This is a genomic window from Hymenobacter sp. HSC-4F20 (assembly GCF_019599275.1).
GTDB lineage: Bacteria > Bacteroidota > Bacteroidia > Cytophagales > Hymenobacteraceae > Hymenobacter.
Map to the genome: position 1 here is coordinate 1,250,805 of NZ_JAHZTD010000001.1, position 22,814 is coordinate 1,273,618.

A 22,814-nucleotide genomic window follows, 5' to 3' on the forward strand; every position below is an offset into this window, starting at 1 on the left:
CGTGTTTCCCGACCGGATTAGCAGCCCAACACCAGCTCCATGACGCATTCCGCCGCCGTAGAACACCACCCGCTTCTCCCTCGCATCGAGCAGGCCCTGGACACCATCCGGCCCTACCTCGCCGCCGACGGAGGCAACGTGCGCGTGTTGGATATCACCGAGGACATGGTGCTCCAGCTGGAGCTCCTGGGCGCCTGCGGCACCTGCCCCATGTCGCCGATGACCCTGAAAGCCGGGGTAGAAGAATCAGTAAAGAAGGCCGTGCCGGAAATCCGGGCCGTGCAGGCCATCAACTCCACCCCCATGGACGAGCAGCCCGCCGGCCAAACCGGCCGCCCCGTGCAGCCTAACCCGGTGCCAACTCCGCAGTTTTAATTTCCGAGTTCCAATAAGTCAAAAGGCCGGCTTCTCTTCTGAGAAGCCGGCCTTTCTAGTAGCTAGAGTTAAAATGCTTGGCAGTGGTAACAACGGCTCATATTCTGTAAGCTCTGGCTAAGCCGTAAGAGGCTCTATTCTTTGGTTTTAATGACGAAAGCTTGCAACTCGGCCATTTTGCCATCTTGGAAGCGCCATACGTCGCAGTATGCATAGCTAGCCTCCTCTCCTGCTTCATCCTTTAGATTGATTTTGCCGATTGCGGTAACAAAATCACCCTCAGCAATCAGGTTTTCAACCATGAACTTGGGCGGCTCTGCATACGCCGTTTTCATCCATTGCCGAACAGCTTCTTTGCCTTGTAGTACTCTCTCGCCTACAAATACCCATTTGGTATCCTCAGTACAATGAGACAGGAAACCCTCGTTGTCACCCGCAGTGACGGCGGCGTTTGCCTTTTCTAAAACGGCTTTGTTGCTCTCAGTCATGTGGCTTCTTTTATCTAGTATTCAAGTTAGTTGTGTACTACTATTTTATTTAAACAAGCAGCATTATGCTGTAAGCTTCCCCAGCAAGTAGTCCAGCGAAAAGTAGAGGTCAGGTGGCTTGACGGAATTCGGTTGGGGTTATAAAGTGCTAGGAACAGCCGTTATTACTCATCAGCATCATTGTACAATGTCAGGGTAAGTAAGTCTGTAGATGCATTACGACCTTCTTTAAGGGCTACCCACACATAAACACTATTTTTTTCGACCCGGCGAACGATAGGGCCTGCCAACACCCATGGTAGATTAGGCAAGTGTTCAGTAATTAACTTCCAAGACATAAAAATTATTATTAAATTTATATATTTTAATTATTTTTTATACTGAAATACAACTACTATATTAAGTATCAAATTAATATTCAGAATTATAATAAATGGTATATTAAGAGGCGTTGTTTCTGTAAATCCAAATTTCAATACTGGGTAGAGCAGAAGTGCGTATACAAACGCAGAAATAATCATAAAAAACATTGATAATCTCTTAAAAATCATAGCATTTTCATGATCGTGATAAAGCAAAAGAAACATAGTTCCTAGAAACCCAGGGCCCAAAAGCCAGGCATTCATGTGTTCTATAAATGGCCTTGCTGTATCAAATTTATCAAAAACTTCAGCGGTCAAATACAAAAGTGCTTCCGCGATGAGCACGTATTTCAAAAGTAATTTCCGAGACAAGGTTGTGCTCATTGTAGAGAGGGTAGGATTTAGAAGTAAGTTTCCCCAGCAAGTAGTCCAGCGAAAAAGTAGAGGTCAGGCGGCTTGACGGAACTCGGTTGGGGTCATAAAATGCAGTGCCTGGTGGGGGCGCAGGTGGTTGTAATCGTACTGCCACAAGCGGCAGTGTTCACGCACCCGCTGCAAAGTAGCAAAGAGATAGCCGTTGAGCAGTTCGCGGCGGAACGAGCCGTTGAAGCGCTCAACATAGGCGTTCTGGGTAGGGCTAGCCGGCTGAATCCAGTGCAGGGTGATGCCTTGGCTGCGGCACCAATCCTGTAAGGCCTGGCTGATGAATTCCGGGCCGTTGTCCACGCGTAGCCGCTCGGGCGGGCCGTGGCGCTCGACCAACTGGACGAGCAGGCGCACGACGCGGGCGGCGGGCAGGGAGAAGTCTACCTCGATGCCGAGCACCTCGCGGTTCCAATCTTCGACCACGTTCAGCGTGCGGAAACGTCGCCCGTCGGTTAAGGCGTCGCTCATGAAATCCATCGACCAGCACTGGTTCGGCCCCTCGGGCAGTTGCAGCGGCTGCTTGACCCGCTTGGGCAAGCGGCGCTTTTTCCGCCGCTGGCTCAGTTGCAGGCGCTGGGCCTGGTAAAGGCGCCACAACCGCTTGTGGTTGACCAGCAGCCCGTCTTTGCGCAGGCGGTGGTAGTACTTCCAGAAGCCCCAGCCCAAATGGCGGTTGACCAGTGCCAGCAACGCGTCTACGACCACCGCATCGGCCGTTTGCCGGGCGCTCTGGTCGCCCCGACCGGACGGCGTGGCGTAGCTCGCACGCGCCAGACCTACCAGGGTGCAGGCCCGGCGTCGGCTTAGCCCCTGGGCTACCGCGTGCTGGGCCACGGCCCGCCGCTGGGCTGGGGCTACTACTTTTTTCGCAGTACCTCCTTGACTACTTGGTTTTCCAGGCTCAGGTCCGCCACCAGCTGCTTGAGGCGGCGGTTTTCTTCTTCCAGGTGTTTGAGGCGCTGTAGTTCGGTGACTTCCAGGCCACCGTACTTACTTTTCCACTGGTAGAACGTGGGCTCACTGATGCCGTGTTCGCGGCAGATCTGGGTCACCGTCTGGCCCTGGCCTTGCTGGCGCAGGATGCCGATGATTTGGGCTTCGCTAAAGCGGCTCTTTTTCATGGGGCAGTAGGGAAAGAAAGAGAAAAGATATCCCCTTCCTCTACTTTTCACTGGCCTACCGCACGGGGAAGCTTACAATGCGCCTAAACAAAAACGAATTATCAACTATTGTTATAAATATATAGACAAGAAAAATCGATACTCCCTACTGCTTACTATTCTTCCTTACTGACCATTTCTATAGGTCACAAAATCAATGCTTAGGTAATCATCTAGTGTAGGGTCAACTGCATAAACCTCTCCAGTCTTTTTATTCTCAATTATCACAAAGTCGTGGTCCTTAAGAAAGGCCGTATTTACATACTTGTGAATGTTAGTACCAAGAAAGTAAAGCTGTCCTACTTGGGGCTTCGCCGTCCATGTGTCTGCAAGATTATACTTGCTTAACATATGATTACAAGTTGCAGCGAAGAATGCAGCATACCCAACGCAATGTGCTGACTTGGACGTTATGAGTTTGTTTGGATCTACGTCGTTTTTGGCTGCAGTAAAGTTTAACTGCTTCGAGGTTATGGAAAGACCTGTTTTAACAACTTGCTCAATATTATTATCGATAGTCTTATGAGTATTTTCGTTTATGTATTCAACAAGCTTGTCGTCTACCACTGAATAGTTTGTTCTTTGACCAATAGATCTATACGTCACCAAATGCCTGTATAACCACCCGCGAAACAACAACCCAATAGCCACCAGAACTAGAATTGCCAGCAATAGTCGCTTGATAAATTTCATTATCTCAGTTCGTTATAGTAGAGTTATAGGCAACATTTATCTTGACGAAACTTAACGCATCGTTAGTATCGTCAACCCAACCAGCGGCAGATGAATTACTGAGGCTGCTACCCGCGCGCCTGTGGCGGTAAGCCGAAATAGGAGCAGCGGCTCAAGGTAGCAGCTTTGCGGAATTTTCGGATGAGCCCGGGCGTGGGGCCTCATTCCCCCTACCCCGCTACCTTTGCCGGACCATCCACTACCCTACCTTCTATGGCCAACCCCAACGACCCGAGCCTGCATTCCTGGATTGATATTGCCCCCGGCAGCGACTTTCCCATTCAGAACCTGCCCTTTGGGGTGTTTGAAACCGAGGAGCGCGGGCCGCGCCTGGGCGTAGCCATTGGCGAGTACGTGCTGGATTTGTACGCCGTGTCGCAGTTCGGCTTTTTCCAGGACCTGGAGCTGGGGCCGAAGATGCCGAAGATTTTCCGGCGCCGCTCGCTCAACCAGTTTATTGCCCTGGGCCGGCCGGTGTGGCGAGCGGTGCGCCAGCGCGTCTCGGAGCTGCTGCGCCACGACAATGACGCCCTGCGCTCCGACGAGGTAATGCGCGCCTGCCTCGTGCGCCAGAGCGAGGTGCGGATGCTGCGCCCCGTGAAGCCCCACAACTACACCGATTTCTACAGCAGCATTGAGCACGCCACCAATGTGGGCATGATGTTCCGCGACCCGGCCAACGCCCTGCTGCCCAACTGGCGCCACATTCCCATTGGTTACCACGGCCGGGCCTCCTCCATTGTAGTGAGCGGCACCGACATCCGACGGCCCAACGGGCAGCGCAAGGCCCCTGATGCCGCAGCTCCTACCTTCGGCCCGTCGCAGCAGCTGGATTTTGAGCTGGAAATGGCTTTCGTGGTAGGCCGCAGTACTCAACTTGGCGACACAGTGCCGGTGCAAAACGCCGAGGACTACATTTTCGGGCTGGTGTTGTTCAACGATTGGAGCGCCCGCGACATTCAGAGCTGGGAGTATGTGCCGCTGGGGCCCTTCCTGGGCAAAAGCTTCGGTAGCAGCGTGTCGCCGTGGGTAGTTACGCTGGATGCCCTGGAGCCCTTCCGCGTAGCGGGCCCCGTGCAGGAGCCCGAGCCCCTGCTCTACCTCCGCCAACTCGACCAGCACAACTTCGACATCAACCTGGAGGTAGCCATTCAGCCCGAAGCCGGCCCCGAAACCACCGTGTCGCGCTCCAACTTTGGCCTCATGTACTGGAGCATGGCCCAGCAGCTAGCCCACCACGCCTCCAACGGCTGCAATATGCAGGTCGGCGACCTGTATGCCTCGGGTACCATCTCGGGCCCTACCCCCGACTCGCTCGGGTCCATGCTGGAACTGGCCTGGCGCGGCACCCGCCCCGTGCCCCTGGCTGATGGCTCGGAGCGCAAGTTTCTGCTCGACGGCGACACCGTGACCATGCGCGGCTACTGCGAGCGGGACGGCCTGCGCATCGGGTTTGGCGAAGTAACCGGCAAAGTCCTACCTGCTCCGCAGCTGTAAGAGCCCTTACGGGGGTGCAGGGCCAGTAGACGAAAGAAGAGTTTTTAACCTATACCGAAACGCCCGCCCTATTACGCAGGGCGGGCGTTTCTATAGTATCCGAGCATGTCTGCTGTAGGTAAGAGCGGCCGCCTGGGTCAGGCTACCGTGCGGGTGATGCGAGTAGCTTATTTCGTTTGCTCCATCTGCTCCTGCTTCTTCTCAATGGTTTCCAGAACGTGCTCGGGCTGCACGTCCTTTGCCAACTCAGGTATTTCAGGGTCATTAGCGGCCTCAATGTTCATCTTGCGGGCCATTTCGGTTACCAGAATCACTAGCCGCGTGATTTCGTGCTCCCCCAGCAGGCTTACCTGCAGGTTCAGCTCCGCCCGCTTTTCGGCCAGCGCTGCCGTGCGGTTTTGACTGATCAGCACGAAAGTGGACAGGAAAATGGCCTCTACCGATGCGAACATAGCCAGCACCACAAATGAGGGGTCGAAGGGTTTGAGGCCCAGCCAGCCCAGGTTCCAAAAGATCCAGAGGCCGAACAATACCAGGTGAATAAAAACGAAGGTAATGCTGCCCGTAAAGGCCGTAACGGCATCGGCCAGGCGGTCTTGCCAGCATTTCTGCTGGTCCTCTTCCTGCTGCCGTTTTAGCAGCGCCTCAATATTGCGCTCCACCACCCGCGCCATACTAGGCTTACCGGCCGGAGGTGCAGCTGCTTGTGCATTTTCTGATTTCATACTGCAGTACTACTAGGTAACTCTGCATACGGAAGCAGCTTGCAAAAAATCTCAACTATAAAATATAAGTCATTATCTATCAGCTCATTTAATTTCAAATTCACTCTTTTTTTCCGCTCGAACAAACAGCTCCTTTTAGCGAGAAGGCAGAGCGTTACAATGCGAAACGCCGGCCTGTACAGGCCGGCGCTGTAAGCAAAGAGAAGAGAAGTCTACTTCCGGCCGCTGATTATTTCGTCCACTACCAGGGGGTCGAGCAAGGTAGTGGTGTCGCCGAGGTTGGTGGTGTCACCCTCGGCTACTTTGCGCAGGATGCGGCGCATGATTTTGCCGGAGCGGGTTTTCGGCAGGCCCGAGACAATCTGAATCTTGTCGGGCTTGGCGATTTTGCCGATTTCCGCCACAATGGTTTCTATAATGCTGGCCTCAATGCGCTGGCGCTCCACCTCGGCCTCGGGCACGCCCTCGGGGCAGATAACGTAGGCGTAGATGCCCTGTCCCTTCACGTCGTGGGGGTAGCCTACTACCGCCGACTCCACCACGTGGGAGTTCTGGTTGATGGCGTTTTCAATTTCGGCGGTGCCGAAGCGGTGGCCCGATACGTTAATCACGTCATCCACGCGGCCGATGATGCGGTAGAGGCCGTTTTCGTCGCGGCGGGCACCGTCGCCGGTGAAGTAGTAGCCGGGGTACGGGGCAAAGTAGGTTTGTTGGGCCCGCTCATGGTCGCCGTAGGTAGTGCGGATAATGCCGGGCCAGGCCTGCTTAATGGCGAGGTAGCCTTCCTGGTCGTTGCCTTCAATTTCGGAGCCATCCTGGTTGAGCAGCACGGGCAGCACACCGGGTAGGGGTAGGCCGGCGCGGGCTGGCACCGAGGGCGTAATGCCGGCCAGGGCCGAAATCATGATGCCGCCGGTTTCGGTTTGCCACCAGGTATCCACCACCGGGCAGCGCTCCTTGCCTACGTGGGTGTGGTACCAGTGCCAGGCTTCCTCGTTAATCGGCTCCCCTACCGAGCCCAGCACCCGCAACGAATCCAGCGAGTAGCTCAGGACGTGGTCGAGCGGAGCTGCCATCAGGCTCCGGATGGCGGTGGGCGCGGTGTAGAAAATAGTAACCGAGTGCTTGTCGATTACCTCCCAGAAGCGACCGGGGCTGGGGTAGGTCGGCACGCCCTCGAACATGAGGGAGGTGCTACCAGCCAGTAGCGGCCCGTAGAGCAGGTAGGTATGGCCGGTCACCCAGCCAATATCGGCGGTGCACCAGTACACGTCGTTTTCCTCAATCTGAAACACGTTGCGGAAAGTGTAATCGGCCCACACCATGTAGCCGGCCGTGGTGTGCACTACCCCCTTGGGCTTACCCGTACTGCCCGAGGTGTAGAGGATGAACAGCGGATCTTCGGCGTCCATTTCCTCGGCGGGGCAGGTTTTGGCTACCCCCTCGGCTTCCTCGTGGTACCATACGTCGCGGCCTTCTTGCATGTGCACGGGCCAGCCCAGGTGCTCCGTTACAATCACGCGGCGCACCGAGGGGCAGCTATCCAGGGCCTCGTCCACCACGCGCTTCACCGGAATTTGCTTGGCACCGCGGTTTAGGCCATCCGAAGTCAGCACCACGCTGGCCTGGGCGTCGTTCACGCGGTCGGCAATGGCTGTGGCCGAGAAGCCGGCAAAGATGACCGAGTGCACCGCCCCGATACGGGCGCAGGCCAGCACGGCAATGGCCAGCTGCGGAATCATGGGCATGTAGATGCACACCCGGTCGCCTTTCTCTACCCCGTTGTTGTGCAGTACATTGGCAAATTTGCAGACCTCTTGGTGCAACTCGCGGTAGGTCAGGCGCAGGTGGCGGGTGTGCGGGTCGTTGGGCTCGAAGATGATGGCCAGCTTGTTGCCGCGGGTAGCTAGGTGCCGGTCGAGGCAGTTTTCCGTGATGTTGAGGCGGGCGCCCTGAAACCACTCGTTGCGGCCGGCGGCCATGTCGGAGCTGAGCACCTTGTCCCACTTGCGGCGCCAGGTGAACGGCTCGGCCACTGAGGCCCAGAACTCTTCGGGGTGATAGATACTCAGGTGGTAGGCTTCGTGGTATTCTTCCAGGGAGCGGATGCGGGCATGTTCTGGCATGGGTGGAGAGACAGTTAGAGTTGATGAAATTGCGGTTGAGAAGGCAACAAGTCCCGGCGGTTCAGGGCTTAGGCGGGGGTAGCTAACAGTTCTTTTACTTTATCCATGAGCTGGCGGGTGCTGAAGGGCTTCGGAATGTACATATCAGCCCCCACTTCGTAACCCTTCTGGATGTCGGCCTCCTTGCTTTTGGCCGACAGAAAAATGACGCGGGTGCCGCCCCGATCGGGCCGCTGGCGCAGGTGGCGGCACACCTGGTAGCCGTCCACGTCGGGCATCATCACGTCGAGCAGCACCACGTCGAAAGCGGTGCGGTCCACGGCATCCAGAGCTTCAGTGCCGTTGCGGGCAATGCTGACCTGATAGCCGCTTTTGCGCATCAGAAATTCGAGCGACATAACAATGTTGGGCTCGTCATCGACCAGGAGAATATGAGGAGGGGTCATGTTAATTAGTAATTAAGAATTAGCAGTGTATAATTGTGATTACCAGTTGTTAATCATGCAAAATGACGGTTATTAGGCATAACTACTCATTACTAATTTTTAATTATTAAGTGAAGAAACAGGTAGCTCAAACGAAAAGCGGGCACCTTGCTCGGGCGCACTCTCAACCCAGATGCGGCCGGCGTGCAGCTCCACGATTTTCTTGGTAATGGCCAGGCCGAGGCCGGAGCCCTCGGGCTTGCGCATGGTTTGGTTGCGGGCCTGAAAAAACTTGTCGAAAATGAGCTGGTGAAACTCCGGGTCGATGCCCTTGCCGTTGTCCTGCACCGTGATGCGCAGTACGTTGGCCGCAGCTTCCACCAGTACCGCAATGCGGCCGGAGCCATCGGGACGGCACGATTTCACGGCGTTGGAGAGCAGGTTCACCAGCACTTGCATCAGCCGGTCCCGGTCGCCGGCCAGGGGTAGCAAACCGGGCGGCACGGCCAGGTCGAGGTGAATCTGCTTGTCGCGCAGGAGCTGGCCCACGGCGTCGAGGGCGTCGGTGATGACGTCGGCCACGTCCACGGGCTCCTTATCAAGGGTTGCCTTGCCCGATTCGTACTTTTCCAGGTCCAGCACCAGCGTAATCAGGCGGCTTAGCCGTTCGGATTCCTTGGTGATGGTAAGCAGAAAGCGGTGGCGCTCCTCTTCCTCCAGATCGGGGTTATCGGAGAGGATTTCGGAAAGGGCGCGGATGCTGGTCAGGGGCGTGCGCAGCTCGTGCGTGACGGTGTAGAGGAACTCGTCCTTGTGCTGGTCAAGCTCCTGGAGCTGGTTGTAGGCGGCCTGCAACTGGTGGGTGAGGCGCTGCAGCTGGCGCTGCTGCTTCTGGAGCTGGCGGTTGGCTTCCAGCAACTGCTGGCTTTCCTTGAGAATGCCTACCACGTTATCAAAGCTGATGTCCTCTACCCCTACCGAGGAGCGCAACAGTAACCGGGCCGAGGCCGGACCGATGGAGCCCGCCAGCAGCTTTTCGGCGTAGGCCAGCAGGCGCGGATCGGCCTGGGGCGGAACCACTTCGTCCGTGACGTGGGCATCGGGGAAACGCTCGTGGAAGGCGTGCAGGGCCTGGGTGGCACGCTTCCGGCCCAGAAAGCCAGTCAGCAGGGCCCGCACGTCGGGCAGGGGCGCGCCGCCCTGCCAGCCGGCTGGCCCTTCGAAGCCCGTGCCGTGGCGAAACACATCCACAAACACATAAGCCTGGTGCTGCTCCAGGGCCGAGGGTGCCCGCAGCAACGACACGCCCACGTAAAGGCCCACGTTGAAAAACCAGCTCCAGAACAGCCCGTGCGAGAGGTAATCGAGGCCTTCCAGCCCAAACAGCGCAAACGGCCGCAAGCCCGGTAGCCCAAACAAGCCCTCCGTCAGGACGGAACTGGGCAGCAACTCGGGCCCTACCATAGTAGGAAGCACCAAGGTAAAAAACCACACGACGAAGCCCGCCAGCATGCCCGCCGTGGCCCCGCGCCGGGTGCCGCCCTTCCAGTAGAGGCCGCCCAGCACCACCGGCACAAACTGCGCTACCGCCGCAAACGACACCAGCCCAATATTAACCAGCGGCAGCAGGTGGCCTACCTCGGCGTAGTAACCATAGGCCAGCAGCAGCACCAGCACCACGGCCAGGCGGCGGCTGTGCAGGGCTACCTGCCCCAGGTAAGCAAACCAGTTGGGACCCTCGCCCCGGGCGGCTGGCACCCGCACCAGCAAGGGCATGAGCAGGTGGTTGCTCATCATCACGCTCAGGGCTATGGTTTCCACGATAATCATGGAGGAGGCCGCCGAAAGCCCACCCAGATAAATGAGTAGAGCCAACCAGGGCCGACCGGCTTGCAAAGGCAGGGCCAGCACAAACGTATCGGCGTCGAAACGGCCGTCGCCATCCAGGAGCCTTCCGCCGAAAGCCAGGGGTAGCACGAACAGGTTGATGATGATAAGATAGAGCGGGAACAGCCACATGGCTTTGCGCAGGTGGTCCTCGTTTACGTTCTCAACCACCGCCACCTGAAACTGGCGGGGCAAGAGCAGAATGGCAGCCATACTCAGCAGCAGCAGCGTTAGCCACTCGCCCGGGGCCGTACCTGCCCCCTGCAGGGTAAACAGGCGGCTCAGGTCCGGCACCCGGGCGGCGCGCTCAAACACGTCGGCAAAGCCATTGAACAGGCCATAGGTTACGAACAGACCGGCCGCCAGAAACGCCACCAGCTTCACCAAGCTTTCCAGGGCCACGGCTAGCACCATGCCCTCGTGCCGCTCGGTGGCTTCAATGGAGCGCACCCCGAAAATAATGGTAAAGAAGGCCAGCGCCACGGTCGTCACGAAAGCCGACGACACGGCTACCCCGCCGTGGGCCAGCAAGGTTTCCCCGCCCCCGGTCAGAATGTCGAAGGAGGCGGCAATGGCTTTGATTTGCAGTGAAATGTAGGGCACTACCCCCAGCACGCACACCACCGTTACCAGGGCACCAAGCCAGGCGCTTTTCCCGTAGCGAGCCGATATAAAATCGGCAATAGAAGTGAGGCGCTGCAGCCGGCAGATGCGAATGATTTTGCGCAGCACCAGCCAGGCGGCCGGGGCCATCAGCGTGGGGCCCAGGTAAATCCCTACGAATTCCAACCCAAAGTGCGCGGCCCGCCCCACCGAGCCGTAGTACGTCCAGGCGGTGCAGTACACGGCCATGCTCAGGGCGTACACGTAGGGGTTGCTCACCAGGCTTCGCCGCGCCGCCGAGCGGCGCTCTGCCGCGTAGGCCACGGCGAACAGCAACGCGAGGTAGCCGAAGGAGAAGCCAATGACGAGCAGGGTGTTCAAGGGGTGAGGCGGTAAGGTGGTGAGAGGGTGAGTTTCCTGCTTTACGGGTGCGAGTGGGTAGCGAGGCCCTGGCTAACAACCAGGTAAGGTCGGGTGAGCAGCGGGAGGGGGTGTTCAGATACAGAGTAGCGTGAACAGCGTATTCCGCGCCTTAAACTGACCTTTTTACTACCTCTCTATTTCACCTTCACCAGCCAACCAGTGAGCAGCACCAGCAGCCCCCAGGCAAGCAGCACATAGAGGTAGAGCACCGGAATGCCCCCTACCCTTCCATCATGGTCGAAGACGGCCAGGAAGGGAAAGTTGAGCAGCACGGCAAAAAGCACGGCCACGAATAATAGCCGCTGTTCGGGGCGCTGCTCCGGGCGTTCTTGTGACGGCATGGGCACGGGAATTTGGGTAGCCTAAACTGATTCTCTATGTTTCAACGACTTAGAAAAACAAACGAAGTCGAGGTCGTTTTTCGCACGAAATCCGCCGAACCAACGGCCCGACGGATTCACGTAGTCATTCACGCACGCAGCCGCTGCTAGTCCATGATGCGCACGTTGCGCACGTCGCGCATGTAGGCAATACCGATAAAGAAGCAGATGAGGGCCACAATGGTAGGATAGGCCAGACCGATAAGGCTGCTGTGCTCTTTGGCAAAGGTGCCCTCGGGTTGCGTGGCAGCCCACACCCCAATCCAGGTAGCCACCAGCGGCACGAAGCCGCCGAACACGCCATTGCCAATGTGGTAAGGTACCGACAGCGAGGTGTAGCGCACTTTGGTAGGGAACATCTCCACGAGGTAGGCCGCAATCGGGCCGTACACCATCGTCACGAACAGCACCAGAATAAAGGTGAGGGCAATCATGGCCGGAATGTTGGGCGTAAGCGCCTTCATCACGGCGGGCACGGCCTTACCAGCAGCATCCACGGTAGCCGGCGTTATTTCGGTTAGCGGACCGGCAAAGGCTTTCAAGCCGTAGAACAGCGGGATGGTGAACAGGGCTCCGCAGATCATACCCGTCATGATGATGCGCTTGCGGCCGATGCGGTCAGAGAGGGAGCCGAAATACACGAACAGCGGCGTCGCCAGCAGCATGGCAACCACCAAAATGGTGCTGGAATCCACGAGGTCCATTTTCAGGGTGTTGTTCATGAAGGAATACGCCTGAAACTGGCTGGTATAGAAGATAACGCCTTGGCCCATGGTAGCGCCAAACAGGGCAATCATCACCAACCGACGGTTCACGGGGTTCATGAACGAGTCGCGCAGGGGGTTGGTGCTGGTGGTGCCACTCGCCTTGGCCTTGGCAAACAAGGGCGATTCGTGCAGCTTGCGGCGGATGTAGTAAGAAGCAATAACCAGCAGGCCCGAGAGCAGAAACGGAATGCGCCAGCCCCAGTCCTTGAAGGCTTCCTCGCCCATAATCTTGCGCGTAAGCACAATCACCGAAATGCTCAGAATCAGGCCACCGGTGGCCGTAATCTGGATGTAGCTGGTAAAGTAGCCCCGCTTGCTGTCCGGGGCGTGCTCGGCCACGTAGGTAGCGGCCCCACCATACTCCCCGCCCAGGGCCAGGCCTTGTAGCAGGCGCAGCACCACCACAATCAGCGGGGCGGCAATGCCGATGCTGTCGTAGCCCGGAATCAGGCCCGTGACGAAGGTAGCACCCCCCATAATCAGCAGCGTAACCAGGAAGGTGTACTTGCGGCCAATCATGTCGCCGAGACGGCCGAAGAACAAGGCCCCGAACGGCCGCACCACGAACCCGGCCCCAAACACGGCCAGTGCGCCCAGCAACGAATCTTCCAGCTTGCCCTGGTGTCCGAACAGCACCGGCCCAATAATGGTAGCCAGCGAGCCGAAGATGTAGAAGTCGTACCACTCAATGACGGTACCAACCGACGAAGCGGTAATTACCTGCCAGATTTTGCTGGCCGATACGGTGTTGTTGTCGTGAGTCAGCGCATCATCCGTTGACGGTGCGCCACCCATGGGCGCGGCACCAGCATAGGCGTCGCGCTGCGGCAGGTTCTGGGACATGATTGGTGGGAGTTGTGGTGGTGAGATGGTAAACTGATGAGATAGTGAGATGGGGAACTGGTGCATTTGACGTTCGGCGGGCGCGCCCTTGTGCCGGCACACCATCACACGCACTACCCCTACCAGCTCACCACCTCACGCTGTCTTACAGGAAAATCTGCGTTTGGAGCGTGATTTCTGGCTTGTAGTCCAAGCCGTTGACTTGGCCCGTGGTGAAGTTGGTACGGGAGAAATCGGGGCGGGCGCGGTAGTTCAGCGTCACTTTAGCATTGTGCCCGTCTAGTAGCAGATTCGCCCCAATGTCGTAGACGTTAGCGGCCTTCGAGAGAAACTCATAGTCGCTGTGCAGGTAGGCCACGTAGGGCTGCAGGCGTGCCTTAGGACCGAATAATTTCTGGGGCAGCAGGTAGCCCACCTGGCCGTAGAACGAGTTGCCGGTACCCGATTGCGGGTACGCATTGCCCCGGGCGGCGGTATTAAAGCCATTTACTACGCCAAACCCGGGGTTCTCGGGCCCGACAAACCGCACGTGGTTAGGTCCCATGTTATAGTTGTAGTACACGCCGTAGAGGGTGATGGCTGTGCGGGCGGCCGTGTCCAGGGGCACATCATAAAAGGCATCCACCCCGAACATCTTCATGTCGTGCTTGCGGGTAGGAATGTTGGCGAACTGGTCGAGGGTGCTGGGGGCCGTGGTGTAGATAATGCGGCTGTCGGTGCCGCGCGAGTACATGGCGTCCTTGTTGTAGAGGAAGCCCGCCCCAATGCTGAATACCCGCTTGGAGCCCAAGTAGGTACCCGTGAAGTAGGGCAGCAGGTTGGCCTCCGGTTCCAGGAAGTTGTAGCTCACGTAGCCCTGGTACACATGGGTAGTATTCTGCGGGTTGTACTGGGCAATGCCCGTGCCCGTGTTGGTGGTCACTCCGCCGACAGTGGCAGTGGAGCCGAGGCTTAAAGGACTGCTGGCCTGATTAGTCAGGAACGGGTCACTGGCTGAGAAGCGGTAGTCGAGCTTACCTACGCGGCCCTTGGCGTACACTCCCAGCCAGCGGGCAAACTGGTCGGTCTGCTCAATAGTCGGGAAGTTGGTCAGGGGCAGGTCGATGGGCAGAATACTGGTGGTGCTGGCGCTGGTAAGCCGCGAGATACCGTTGAGGTAGTGCAGCCCCGCGCCCAGGCTCAGGTACTTGTTGACTTTATACTCCGTAACAGCTTCGTGAATGAAGAACTGCGGCTTTTTGCCCGGGCCGGTGGCTTCACCGGTGGCCCCGCCGCTCACGGCGTTTTGGTTGTTGATGCCCAGGTGGGTGTAAATCACGAAGCGCGGGTTGAGCTGGGCCAGCAGCACCAGGCGCGAGCGGCGCAACCCGAAATCCACCTGTCCCTTCTGCTCCTTGCCGGGGGCCCGGGTGGTGCCCTCGTTATTTTTGGTGTAGCGGGTGTACACCTGGTGCCAGGTCATGAAGCGCAGGTACTTCGAGCCGTCGGGCGAGAGGTTTACCTTCATGCCCGCCCCGTAGGGCGCCGACTTAGCCGGGGCCGGCGGGGCAGGCACGGGGGCCGGAGCGGCCGGAGGCGGGGCTGGAGTTTGTCCGGCGGGTGGGGGCTGAACCTGGGCCGTTGCACCGGCTGCTGTCAGCAGCGCGCTCATAGCCAACGCGTAGCGAGTAGTTCGCATAGGGTTTGGTGGGGTGAGGGGTTGAGATAGATCGGGGCAAGACAGTCGGCCACGGGGTGGTGCTGAACTGGTAGCCCCAAGTAGGAAAATCCCAACGCAGAAGTCACACAAACGTTATACTTCTGCTAAGCCCTATAGCTCTACCCTTGCCGAAACCGCTCCCACCGGATCATCATGTACTTATCGCCCAACTCCGTCACGATGAGGCCAGCTTCCTTCAGGTTCTCCGGCTTCTGAAAAAACTCTGCCAGCTCCTTCTGGTTCAAAATTTTGTATGTCGGATGGTAGTCGGTTTGACGTGGGGCTTTCACCCCATATTTCTTTACCCAATTCATTACCGAAACGTGGCTCACACCCAGCAACCGCTCTATCTCGCGGTAGCTCACCCCTTCCACAAAGAGTTGCAGAGCCTTAATGACGTAGTAGGAGTTGATTTCCTTTCCTGCTTTCGCCACGGAGAAGTGGTAGCCGCAGTTTTTACACTTGTACCGCTGCCGGCCCCCTACAATCCCGCTTTTGGTAGCATCCGTTGATTCGCATTTGGGGCAGGCAGTTACTGACATTGGAAGGTGAGTAAGGGGTTACTAGCAAAACCTATAGCTATTTAGTAAAGATATAGTATTTTAGCAACTATCTCTTAAATTGAAAGGATAGGTACTATCCTGAAGTAGGCTACACTATCACGAAATCTATTTTCGAAGTTATGAGGAAGCGGGAGGTGGTAGTCGTCATTTAAGGCTGCTGTATGGCCGGCACCTTTGCCACTTGATGTGCGGCCAGATTACAGGTAGTAGTACGAGAATTTACATTTATAGCCTTAGCAACGAGTTCGGCAACTCGCCATTCAGCATCTGCTCCCCTTCCATTGCTTGGCAAACTGAGCTCCTATATCTTTCAAAGACTGCCTCTTCACTGTTTGGGTAGTAGCAACTGAAGGCACTCCACGAACCGGCTACCGGACCGCGTCGTGGGTGAAATCTAGGTCGTAGAGTATGTTCAGCCGAAACCCGTGGTTGATTTCAAACACCGGCCTTCCGGAAGCCGCGTCCGGCTCGGCGTGTTGGCTGATTTGGTTGAGGTAGTTCAGCTCTACCTTGGCGTTATCACTGAATTGGTAGCCTACCCCGCCGGAAAGGCGGTTCTGGTTAAACACGTTGTCGCCTACGTTGCGGCCGAAGCCAATGAACAGCTCGTCGAAGGCATTCAGGTACCACTCCCCGTCCTCCACGGTAACTCCCTGCAGCGGAAACTGCCCGGCAAGCTGGTAGCGAATCCGGTTCTGAAACTCCCAGTCCTGCACGTGGCCCTGTCCCTCATTGGCGCGGGTGCCTAGCCAGCGCTGCTCCAACCGCAGGCGGTGCGTGAGCGTCAGCCGGCCCAGTGGGTCCTTCAGCGAAATATCCTGGTACAAGCGGTGTTCCGGCTCGGGCCGACCGGGCACGGTGGGGTAGCTGCCGTAGCGGTGGGTCTGGAAGTAGGTGTAGCCGCCCGAAACTGTGATACGGTCCGTGAGCGTGCGCACAAGCCCCAGGCGGGCCAATTGCTGCTGAGGAGCACGCACCCAGTTGATGCGGCGCCATTGATATTCCGTGTGGAGCGCCCACTTCACAGTCAGCTTATGGTCGCCGGAATACACCAGCCAGCCCAGGGTGTTTTGGTCGTTGAGGCGGAGCGCCTGACCGTATCCGCTGGAAGCCAGTACCCAACAGCCTAGCAGAAGTAGTGTTTTCTTCATCAGTACGGCCCGAAACTCTCAGGCTCCTACTGATGAGTACGCTTACGGGCACCCCAAGTTGGCCGCGCGTCTACCCAACTACAAACTGAGTATGGTAGCCAGCACTGCATCAATGGCCTGCCCAAGGCGGCGCAGATCCAGGCGGTTCAGGGTATCGGTAGGCTCGTGGTAGCTTTTGTTGCGGTAGAACGCGGTGTCGGTGAGAAGCAGGGCCGGGTAGCCAAACTGCCAATAGTTGAGGTGGTCGGAGAAATCGATGCCGGGTAGCCAGGCGGGGGCTTTGAACCGCTTCACGGGAAGCGCCGCCGCCGTTTTGTAGCGCCGGGCGAACTGCCGCCCGAACCGGCCATTCCCGAATTTCTGGGCTACGGTCACGTAGTTGCCCCGGCTCCCGAACAGCAGTTTGAGCGGCCCGAAGGGGTAGTCTTGACTGTTTTTCTGGTCGTCGTAGTAGCCCAGCATTTCCAGGGCCACCATGCCACGCACCGGCACACCGGCCGCGTGCAATGCCTGGGCGTGCACGTAGCTACCCATGTTTTTCGTCCGAAAGAACGGCGGCTCCTCCAGCGTGTAGGCCACCACATCAACGCGGCAGGGCAGCTGCTGTTGCCGGCCCAGCAGGCGCGCGAGTTCCAGCAGGGCCGCCACGCCCGAGCCGTTGTCGTCGGCGCCGGGCTGCTCGCCGCACACGTCGTAGTGCGCCCCCAGAACGATGCGCGCACCTCTTTCTGGGCCAAAACTGCCGAGAATGTTGCGGTAGGTGCGGCCATTTACCTCATAGGGCTGTTCTGTGGGGCGGGCACCAGCCGCTGCCAGCTCAGTTTTAATGTAGTCGGCCGCCTGGTTGAGGCTGGCTTCGTGGAGGTAGTTGCGCGGCTCAGGGGTGGTAGTGAGGGCCACTAGGTGGCGGCGCAGGCGGGCGGTGTCGGCGGCCGTAATTTGGGCCAGGTTGAGCCGGGGCAGCAGGGTAGCAATTAATAGAACAGAGAATAGTCGCGTCATAGAAAAGCTAAGAAGCAGGTATGGAGGCCAGATGCTGGCGCCGTACTTTTGGTTGCTTTGGGGCATCGCCGCCCTCTGTTCTAGTTACACTTCCCACCCCACATGCCCACTCCTACCCCCTTCCGCAGCATCAACCCTACCGACCTCAACGCTCCCGACTGGCACGCCTTCATGGTAGGAGCCGTGGCTCCGCGCCCGGTAGCTTTCGTGAGCACGCAGGACGCCGAAGGCAATGTCAACCTCAGCCCTTTCAGCTTCTTCAACTGCTTCGGCTCCAACCCGCCCATTCTGGTGTTTTCGCCCGCCAACCGGGTGCGCGACAACTCCCAGAAGCACACGCTGGAAAACGTGCGCGAGGTAGCCGAGTGCGTCATCCATATCTGCGACTACGCCATGGTGGAGCAGATGTCGTTGGCCAGCACCGAGTACGGCAAGGGCGTAAATGAGTTTGTGAAGGCTGGTTTTACCGAGGTGGCCAGTGAGCAAGTGCGCCCGCCGCGGGTACTGGAGGCCCCGGCGGCCTTCGAGTGCGTGGTGGAGCAGATTGTGGAGCTGGGCACGAACAACGGGGCCGGCAACCTGGTCATTTGCCGGGTAGTGCTGGCGCACTTCCGCGAAGACATTATCCTACCCTCCGGCGTGGGCATCGACCCGCAGCAGCTTGACGCCATTGCCCGCCTCGGCGGCGACTGGTACACCCGCGCCTCGGGCAGCAGCCTCTTCGAAGTGCCCAAGCCCAACCGCCACCTCGGCATCGGCATCGACCAACTGCCCGAGCACATCCGCACTTCCAATATTCTGACCGGCAACAACCTGGGCCGCCTGGCCAACATCGAGCAACACGCTCTACCTTCCCCGGAAGAAATAACCGCCTTCCGCCAGGAGCCCATCGTGAGCTACACCCTCAATAAATTCCGCGACGACCCCGCCCAACAGCGCCAGGAGCTGATGCAGCTGGGCAAGCAGGTGCTGGAAGAAGGCCGCCTGCTGGACGCTTGGAAGGTGTTGCTGCTGGCGGCGGAATAACGCGCCGGTTCGGGTTTACTACCTTTTTACAGCGGTTCTAGCCGGAAATATTTGGTTTTCAGCTTACGCGTCAGGTAGGGAGGTAGCGGTGCTCCTTGCTCGTAGGCTTCCGTGACGCGCTGGTACTGGTGCGGCCCGAACCGGCTGAGGCGGAAAAGACCGTACGTAGTGGCCAGTCCGCCGATCAGCAGGTCGCCGTTGGTTTCCTGCTGCCGGGTTTCGTAGAACGACTTGTCCCTCTTTTTCATGTCCGAGGAAGCCAGCGCAACTTTCTCTACGGCTGCCGTAGCCACGGTACTCGCTCCTACCTGCAACACGCCCCGGGTGGCCCTGGAGCGTTGGATGAATAGGTGTTTTACCGCCCGCAACGTATCGGAACGGTCGTAGCGGGCGGTGCTCAGGTCGGAAGGCAGCGGCGCGGTTGGCGCCTGGGCGCAGGCGTTGGCGGTCAGGCCGCACCCGGCTGCCAGTAAGAGTATAGCTTTGAGCATAAAACGGATAGCAAACGGTGAAAGGGAAATTAGATATTTCCTTCGCACAATATTCGCGCCGATTGCCGTAACCCAATCCGCGAAATCCGGGTAACTCGCCTTAAATCACCGATTCTAATTTCGCACCGCTATCATCAGGGCCAGTTCCTTGTAGCGCATGTTGAATTTGCGGGCGATGCTGGCGTTGGTGAGCGAGCCTTTGTACACGTACACCCCGGAGCGGAAATGCTCGTTGGTGAACAGCACCTCGTTGATACCGCCGTGCTGGCTGATTTCCTGCAGAATGGGCGTGAAGATGTTGCTCAGGGCGTTGGTAGCGGTGCGCGGCACGCGGGAGGCAATGTTGGGCACGCAGTAATGAATCACGTCGTACTTGCGGAAGACGGGCTTGCTGTGGCTGGTCATCTCGCTGGTTTCAAAGCAGCCGCCCTGGTCAATGCTCACGTCGATTATCACGGAGCCCGGCGCCATCTGCGACACAACATCTTCGGACACCATGAAGGGAATCCGGCCTTCCTCCGCGTTCAGGGCCCCGATGACAACGTCGGCGCGGCGGATCTGCTGGTTTAGGGCGTAGGTGTCGAGGGTACTGGTGTAGAGCTGCGGGGTGCAGAGGTTCATCTTGAGGCGGCGCAGCTTGTAAAGGTGATTATCGAACACCTTTACTTCGGCTCCCAGCCCGGTGGCGGCGCGGGCGGCGTACTCGGCTACCGTGCCAGCCCCCAGAATTACGACCTGGGACGGTGGCACGCCCGTAATACCGCCCAGAATCACGCCCTTGCCCTCGTTCGAGCGGGCCAGGTACTCGGCCGCAATCAGCATGACGGTAGAACCCGCAATTTCCGACATGGCCCGCACCACCGGCCGGGCCCCCGAAGGGTCCTTGATCAGCTCAAAGCTGATGGCATTGATTTTCTTCTTGGTGAGAGCCGTGATGTACTCGCTGGTCAGGGTGCCGAACTGCAGGGCCGAAATCAGGGTCTGGCCGGCCCGCATAAACTCGATTTCGTCGTAGGTGGGCGGGGCAACTTTCAGGATGATATCGGCCTCAAACACCTCCTTCTGAGAGTAGGCAATGGTAGCCCCGGCCTCGGAGTAGTCATGGTCGGAGTACTTGCTGGGTTCCCCGGCCCCGCTTTCCAGCAAAATCTCGTGGCCTGCGTCCACCAGGTGCTTCACGGCCTCGGGGGTGAGGCAAATGCGGTTTTCCTGCAGCGAGGTTTCGCGGGGTAGCCCGATGAACAGCTTCCGTTTCCGCGTTTCCACGGCCAGCATGGATTCCTGCGTGAGGTAGGCGCGGCTGGTGGCCAGCGACTCAAATCCGGGGGGTACTGCTTCGGGCATTCTGATTGTAATTAGTAATTAAGAATTAATAATTAGGAATGACTTTGCCACCCAACGAAGCTGCTTTTCAGCACAACAGCCTCTGAGAGCCAGATTATTCATTCTTAATTATTAATTATTAATTCCCTTGAGGTGGGTCCGGTGACGTTGAGAGTGACAACCAGGCGCTCCGAAGGCAATAATTCCTCGACGCGGCTGGGCCACTCTATCAGGCAAAGATAACCAGAATCGAAGTACTCCGGCGCGCCAATGCCTTCGGCTTCGGCAGCGTCTTCGAGGCGGTAGAAGTCGAAGTGATAAATAGGCCGGTTCTGAGCGTCGCGGTACTCATTCACCAGCGAGAAGGTCGGGCTGCTGACCTCATCGGCTACCCCCAGGGCTTGGCACAGGGCCTTGATAAACGTGGTTTTGCCGGCTCCCATTTCGCCTTCAAAACAAACAATCGAGTGGCCCTCAAGGGCGGTTCGCACCTGCCCGGCAGCTTGGGGCAGGGCGTCAGGCGAAGGAATTTCGATGGTTTTGCTGGTCATCGGCTAAAACAGAACAGGTGAGGCATTATAACTTGTGCCTGCAAATTTGGTTATTCCGCCGCAATGGTCACTCCTACCCCGCCTTCCGCTGAAAACTCCGCCGATTCTTCGGGCCGGGCTTTCCTGTAGGTGCTGGTCGCCGTTCTTCTCAGTATTGGGATAGTGGCTTACACCAGGATGCCCGGCTGGGCAACCACGGCATTGCCTGCCGCGCCGGGGTAGTACACAACTGGCTGCAGCATAGTACCCACATTCTGACGCCGCGCTATCCTACGGCCCCGATGCGCGTCAGGCGGACTACGCGGAAAACTACCGCCGCATCCACGAGCTACGCCCCGGCGACTCAGTACCCAGCAGACGTTGGCCCGCTACGCCGCGCCAACTCCAAGTGGAAACACCCTGATTAATACCGATTTTTCGTGAGTTTTCGCGGCTGCAGGGCTCCAGACCGGTAGGGTCTTCTATATTTGACCGACCCAAACCAACACCTGACCATGCAAGTCTCCCGAATGGCCGGCAGCCTGATCGGCTCCGAAATCATCAAAATCGGCAACGAAGTCAACGATATGATTCGCAAGGGGGAGCAGATCTGCAACCTCACCATCGGCGACTTCGACCCCAGCATTTTCCCGATTCCGGCCGAGTTACAAACGGAAATTACCCGCGCCTACCAGGCCGGCCACACCAACTACCCCCCGGCCAACGGCATGGCCGCCCTGCGAGAGGCGGCGGCAACTTTCACCAAGGAGCGCCTGGGCCTGGAGTACTCGCCCAACGACTTTTTGGTAGCTGGCGGCTCGCGCCCCCTCATTTATGCTACCTATCTGGCCTTGGTAGACCCCGGCGACAAGGTGGTGTTTCCGGTGCCCTCCTGGAACAACAACCACTACTGCCACCTTTCCTCAGCGCAGGCTGTGATGGTAGAAACCCGCCCCGAAAACAACTTCATGCCCACGGCCGAGGAGCTAGCGCCCCACCTGGAGGGGGCTACTCTGCTGGCCCTGTGCTCTCCGCTCAACCCCACGGGCACCGTGTTCAGCAAGGAAGATCTGGAAGCTATCTGCGACTTGGTGCTGGCCGAAAACCAGCGCCGGCAGCCCGGCCAGAAGCCCCTGTACCTGCTCTACGACCAGATTTACTGGCTGCTGACCTTCGGGGCCACCGAGCACTACGACCCGGTAAACCTGCGCCCTGCCCTGCGCGAGTACACCATCTACATTGATGGCATCTCGAAGTGCTTGGCTGCTACCGGAGTGCGCGTGGGCTACTCCTTCGGACCGGCGCAGGTAATTGATAAGATGAAGGCCATTCTGGGTCACGTGGGGGCCTGGGCTCCCAAAGCCGAGCAGGTGGCCACGGCCAGCTACCTGCCCCAAACTCAGGCGGTAAATGGGTTTCTCAGCCAGTTCAAGGAAAAAGTACAACACAGCCTCGACGCGCTGCACCAGGGTCTGCAGGCCCTGAAAGCCGAGGGTCTGCCGGTGGATTCTATGGTTCCGATGGGGGCTATTTACCTCACGGCCAAGCTCGATGTACTGGGCAAATCTACTCCGGGGGGCCACGTGCTCAGCACTACCAAGGAGCTAACTTCTTACCTCATTAGTGAGGCGCGTCTGGCCCTGGTACCCTTCAGCGCCTTCGGGACGGATGATAGCGCGCCGTGGTTCCGGATGTCGGTGGGAGGAGCCTCCCTGGAGTCTATTGTAGCGGCGCTACCCCGCCTGCGGGCCGCGTTAGAGGCTCTGCGCTAACACTAGGCCGCGGCGGCGCCTGCTGGTGCCGTCCGCTG

Annotated in this window: 21 protein-coding genes; 4 read left to right on the forward strand and 17 right to left on the reverse strand. The window is 58.1% G+C overall.

All coding sequences use genetic code 11. The annotated features are described in order from the left end of the window. Positions 1 to 39: 39 nt before the first annotated feature. A complete protein-coding gene (locus tag K3G63_RS05495; RefSeq protein WP_220613063.1) occupies positions 40 to 375 on the forward strand; it encodes a NifU family protein in 336 nt (111 codons plus the stop codon). Positions 376 to 509: 134 nt separating this feature from the next. Here K3G63_RS05495 and K3G63_RS05500 read toward each other — a convergent pair whose 3' ends face one another. The 4 genes from K3G63_RS05500 to K3G63_RS05515 all read right to left on the reverse strand — a co-directional run bounded on the left by K3G63_RS05500 (position 510) and on the right by K3G63_RS05515 (position 3,504). Continuing rightward, positions 510 to 863 (reverse strand): nuclear transport factor 2 family protein, encoded by a 354-nt coding sequence (locus K3G63_RS05500; protein ID WP_220613064.1) that lies wholly within the window; start codon positions 861 to 863, stop codon positions 510 to 512. Positions 864 to 1,231: 368 nt separating this feature from the next. Continuing rightward, a complete protein-coding gene (locus tag K3G63_RS05505; RefSeq protein WP_220613065.1) occupies positions 1,232 to 1,609 on the reverse strand; it encodes a hypothetical protein in 378 nt (125 codons plus the stop codon). A gap of 63 nt (positions 1,610 to 1,672) precedes the next feature. Next, positions 1,673 to 2,772, reverse strand: a protein-coding gene (locus tag K3G63_RS05510; protein WP_220613066.1) for an IS3 family transposase whose coding sequence is annotated in 2 segments (ribosomal slippage) — positions 1,673 to 2,520 and positions 2,520 to 2,772 — 1,101 coding nt in all. Because the reading frame shifts where the segments join, the coding sequence is not laid out codon by codon here. A gap of 165 nt (positions 2,773 to 2,937) precedes the next feature. After that, positions 2,938 to 3,504: a hypothetical protein gene (locus tag K3G63_RS05515; RefSeq protein WP_220613067.1), complete on the reverse strand. Its 567-nt coding sequence runs from the start codon at positions 3,502 to 3,504 to the stop codon at positions 2,938 to 2,940. A 252-nt stretch (positions 3,505 to 3,756) separates the two neighbouring features. Here K3G63_RS05515 and fahA point away from each other — a divergent pair, with 252 nt between their 5' ends. Then, the gene (gene fahA / locus K3G63_RS05520; RefSeq protein ID WP_220613068.1) at positions 3,757 to 5,040 is read left to right on the forward strand and encodes a fumarylacetoacetase; all 1,284 of its coding nucleotides are present in this window, start codon (positions 3,757 to 3,759) and stop codon (positions 5,038 to 5,040) included. A 167-nt stretch (positions 5,041 to 5,207) separates the two neighbouring features. Here the strand turns inward: fahA and K3G63_RS05525 are convergent, their stop codons facing one another. The 10 genes from K3G63_RS05525 to K3G63_RS05570 all read right to left on the reverse strand — a co-directional run bounded on the left by K3G63_RS05525 (position 5,208) and on the right by K3G63_RS05570 (position 17,634). Further along, positions 5,208 to 5,765, reverse strand: coding sequence for a DUF1003 domain-containing protein (locus tag K3G63_RS05525; protein ID WP_220613069.1), 558 nt, complete (start codon positions 5,763 to 5,765; stop codon positions 5,208 to 5,210). Between the two features lie 212 nt (positions 5,766 to 5,977). Continuing rightward, the gene (gene acs / locus K3G63_RS05530; RefSeq protein WP_310794572.1) at positions 5,978 to 7,921 is read right to left on the reverse strand and encodes an acetate--CoA ligase; all 1,944 of its coding nucleotides are present in this window, start codon (positions 7,919 to 7,921) and stop codon (positions 5,978 to 5,980) included. 38 nt (positions 7,922 to 7,959) lie between these two features. Further along, on the reverse strand, positions 7,960 to 8,337 hold the full coding sequence (locus K3G63_RS05535; protein WP_220613071.1) for a response regulator transcription factor: 378 nt from the start codon (positions 8,335 to 8,337) through the stop codon (positions 7,960 to 7,962). Between the two features lie 99 nt (positions 8,338 to 8,436). Then, positions 8,437 to 11,187 (reverse strand): sensor histidine kinase, encoded by a 2,751-nt coding sequence (locus tag K3G63_RS05540; RefSeq protein WP_220613072.1) that lies wholly within the window; start codon positions 11,185 to 11,187, stop codon positions 8,437 to 8,439. Between the two features lie 176 nt (positions 11,188 to 11,363). Further along, the gene (locus tag K3G63_RS05545) at positions 11,364 to 11,570 is read right to left on the reverse strand and encodes a hypothetical protein (RefSeq protein ID WP_220613073.1); all 207 of its coding nucleotides are present in this window, start codon (positions 11,568 to 11,570) and stop codon (positions 11,364 to 11,366) included. A 146-nt stretch (positions 11,571 to 11,716) separates the two neighbouring features. After that, positions 11,717 to 13,171 (reverse strand): MFS transporter, encoded by a 1,455-nt coding sequence (locus K3G63_RS05550; protein WP_220613887.1) that lies wholly within the window; start codon positions 13,169 to 13,171, stop codon positions 11,717 to 11,719. Between the two features lie 193 nt (positions 13,172 to 13,364). Continuing rightward, on the reverse strand, positions 13,365 to 14,897 hold the full coding sequence (locus K3G63_RS05555) for a hypothetical protein (RefSeq protein WP_259404274.1): 1,533 nt from the start codon (positions 14,895 to 14,897) through the stop codon (positions 13,365 to 13,367). Between the two features lie 140 nt (positions 14,898 to 15,037). Next, on the reverse strand, positions 15,038 to 15,460 hold the full coding sequence (locus K3G63_RS05560) for a hypothetical protein (protein WP_220613074.1): 423 nt from the start codon (positions 15,458 to 15,460) through the stop codon (positions 15,038 to 15,040). A 389-nt stretch (positions 15,461 to 15,849) separates the two neighbouring features. After that, positions 15,850 to 16,632 (reverse strand): DUF2490 domain-containing protein, encoded by a 783-nt coding sequence (locus K3G63_RS05565; RefSeq protein ID WP_220613075.1) that lies wholly within the window; start codon positions 16,630 to 16,632, stop codon positions 15,850 to 15,852. 78 nt (positions 16,633 to 16,710) lie between these two features. After that, entirely contained in the window at positions 16,711 to 17,634 is a 924-nt protein-coding gene (locus K3G63_RS05570; RefSeq protein ID WP_220613076.1) for a M28 family peptidase, read from the reverse strand. A gap of 102 nt (positions 17,635 to 17,736) precedes the next feature. Between K3G63_RS05570 and K3G63_RS05575 the strand changes: the two genes are divergently transcribed. After that, positions 17,737 to 18,660 carry a flavin reductase family protein gene (locus K3G63_RS05575; RefSeq protein ID WP_220613077.1) on the forward strand — a complete coding sequence of 308 codons (924 nt, stop codon included), beginning with the start codon at positions 17,737 to 17,739 and terminating at the stop codon, positions 18,658 to 18,660. Positions 18,661 to 18,686: 26 nt separating this feature from the next. Here the strand turns inward: K3G63_RS05575 and K3G63_RS05580 are convergent, their stop codons facing one another. From K3G63_RS05580 to tsaE, 3 genes are all read right to left on the reverse strand, one after another. Beyond that, positions 18,687 to 19,151 (reverse strand): hypothetical protein, encoded by a 465-nt coding sequence (locus K3G63_RS05580; protein WP_220613078.1) that lies wholly within the window; start codon positions 19,149 to 19,151, stop codon positions 18,687 to 18,689. Positions 19,152 to 19,265: 114 nt separating this feature from the next. After that, complete coding sequence (locus K3G63_RS05585) at positions 19,266 to 20,495, reverse strand: alanine dehydrogenase (protein WP_220613079.1); 1,230 nt, start codon at positions 20,493 to 20,495, stop codon at positions 19,266 to 19,268. Between the two features lie 104 nt (positions 20,496 to 20,599). Further along, positions 20,600 to 21,025 carry a tRNA (adenosine(37)-N6)-threonylcarbamoyltransferase complex ATPase subunit type 1 TsaE gene (tsaE, locus tag K3G63_RS05590; RefSeq protein WP_220613080.1) on the reverse strand — a complete coding sequence of 142 codons (426 nt, stop codon included), beginning with the start codon at positions 21,023 to 21,025 and terminating at the stop codon, positions 20,600 to 20,602. A gap of 494 nt (positions 21,026 to 21,519) precedes the next feature. On the opposite strand from tsaE, the gene K3G63_RS05595 reads away from it, so the two are divergent. After that, a complete protein-coding gene (locus K3G63_RS05595; protein ID WP_259404275.1) occupies positions 21,520 to 22,776 on the forward strand; it encodes a pyridoxal phosphate-dependent aminotransferase in 1,257 nt (418 codons plus the stop codon). The last annotated feature ends 38 nt before the right edge of the window (positions 22,777 to 22,814 follow it).

Coding starts and splice junctions, on each gene's coding strand:
- K3G63_RS05495 (WP_220613063.1), top strand. CDS start 40: ATGACGCATTCCGCCGCCGTAGAACACCACCCGCTTCTCCCTCGCATC.
- K3G63_RS05500 (WP_220613064.1), bottom strand. CDS start 863: ATGACTGAGAGCAACAAAGCCGTTTTAGAAAAGGCAAACGCCGCCGTC.
- K3G63_RS05505 (WP_220613065.1), bottom strand. CDS start 1,609: ATGAGCACAACCTTGTCTCGGAAATTACTTTTGAAATACGTGCTCATC.
- K3G63_RS05515 (WP_220613067.1), bottom strand. CDS start 3,504: ATGAAATTTATCAAGCGACTATTGCTGGCAATTCTAGTTCTGGTGGCT.
- fahA (WP_220613068.1), top strand. CDS start 3,757: ATGGCCAACCCCAACGACCCGAGCCTGCATTCCTGGATTGATATTGCC.
- K3G63_RS05525 (WP_220613069.1), bottom strand. CDS start 5,765: ATGAAATCAGAAAATGCACAAGCAGCTGCACCTCCGGCCGGTAAGCCT.
- K3G63_RS05535 (WP_220613071.1), bottom strand. CDS start 8,337: ATGACCCCTCCTCATATTCTCCTGGTCGATGACGAGCCCAACATTGTT.
- K3G63_RS05545 (WP_220613073.1), bottom strand. CDS start 11,570: ATGCCGTCACAAGAACGCCCGGAGCAGCGCCCCGAACAGCGGCTATTA.
- K3G63_RS05550 (WP_220613887.1), bottom strand. CDS start 13,171: ATGGGTGGCGCACCGTCAACGGATGATGCGCTGACTCACGACAACAAC.
- K3G63_RS05555 (WP_259404274.1), bottom strand. CDS start 14,897: ATGCGAACTACTCGCTACGCGTTGGCTATGAGCGCGCTGCTGACAGCA.
- K3G63_RS05560 (WP_220613074.1), bottom strand. CDS start 15,460: ATGTCAGTAACTGCCTGCCCCAAATGCGAATCAACGGATGCTACCAAA.
- K3G63_RS05565 (WP_220613075.1), bottom strand. CDS start 16,632: ATGAAGAAAACACTACTTCTGCTAGGCTGTTGGGTACTGGCTTCCAGC.
- K3G63_RS05570 (WP_220613076.1), bottom strand. CDS start 17,634: ATGACGCGACTATTCTCTGTTCTATTAATTGCTACCCTGCTGCCCCGG.
- K3G63_RS05575 (WP_220613077.1), top strand. CDS start 17,737: ATGCCCACTCCTACCCCCTTCCGCAGCATCAACCCTACCGACCTCAAC.
- K3G63_RS05580 (WP_220613078.1), bottom strand. CDS start 19,151: ATGCTCAAAGCTATACTCTTACTGGCAGCCGGGTGCGGCCTGACCGCC.
- K3G63_RS05585 (WP_220613079.1), bottom strand. CDS start 20,495: ATGCCCGAAGCAGTACCCCCCGGATTTGAGTCGCTGGCCACCAGCCGC.
- tsaE (WP_220613080.1), bottom strand. CDS start 21,025: ATGACCAGCAAAACCATCGAAATTCCTTCGCCTGACGCCCTGCCCCAA.
- K3G63_RS05595 (WP_259404275.1), top strand. CDS start 21,520: ATGCAAGTCTCCCGAATGGCCGGCAGCCTGATCGGCTCCGAAATCATC.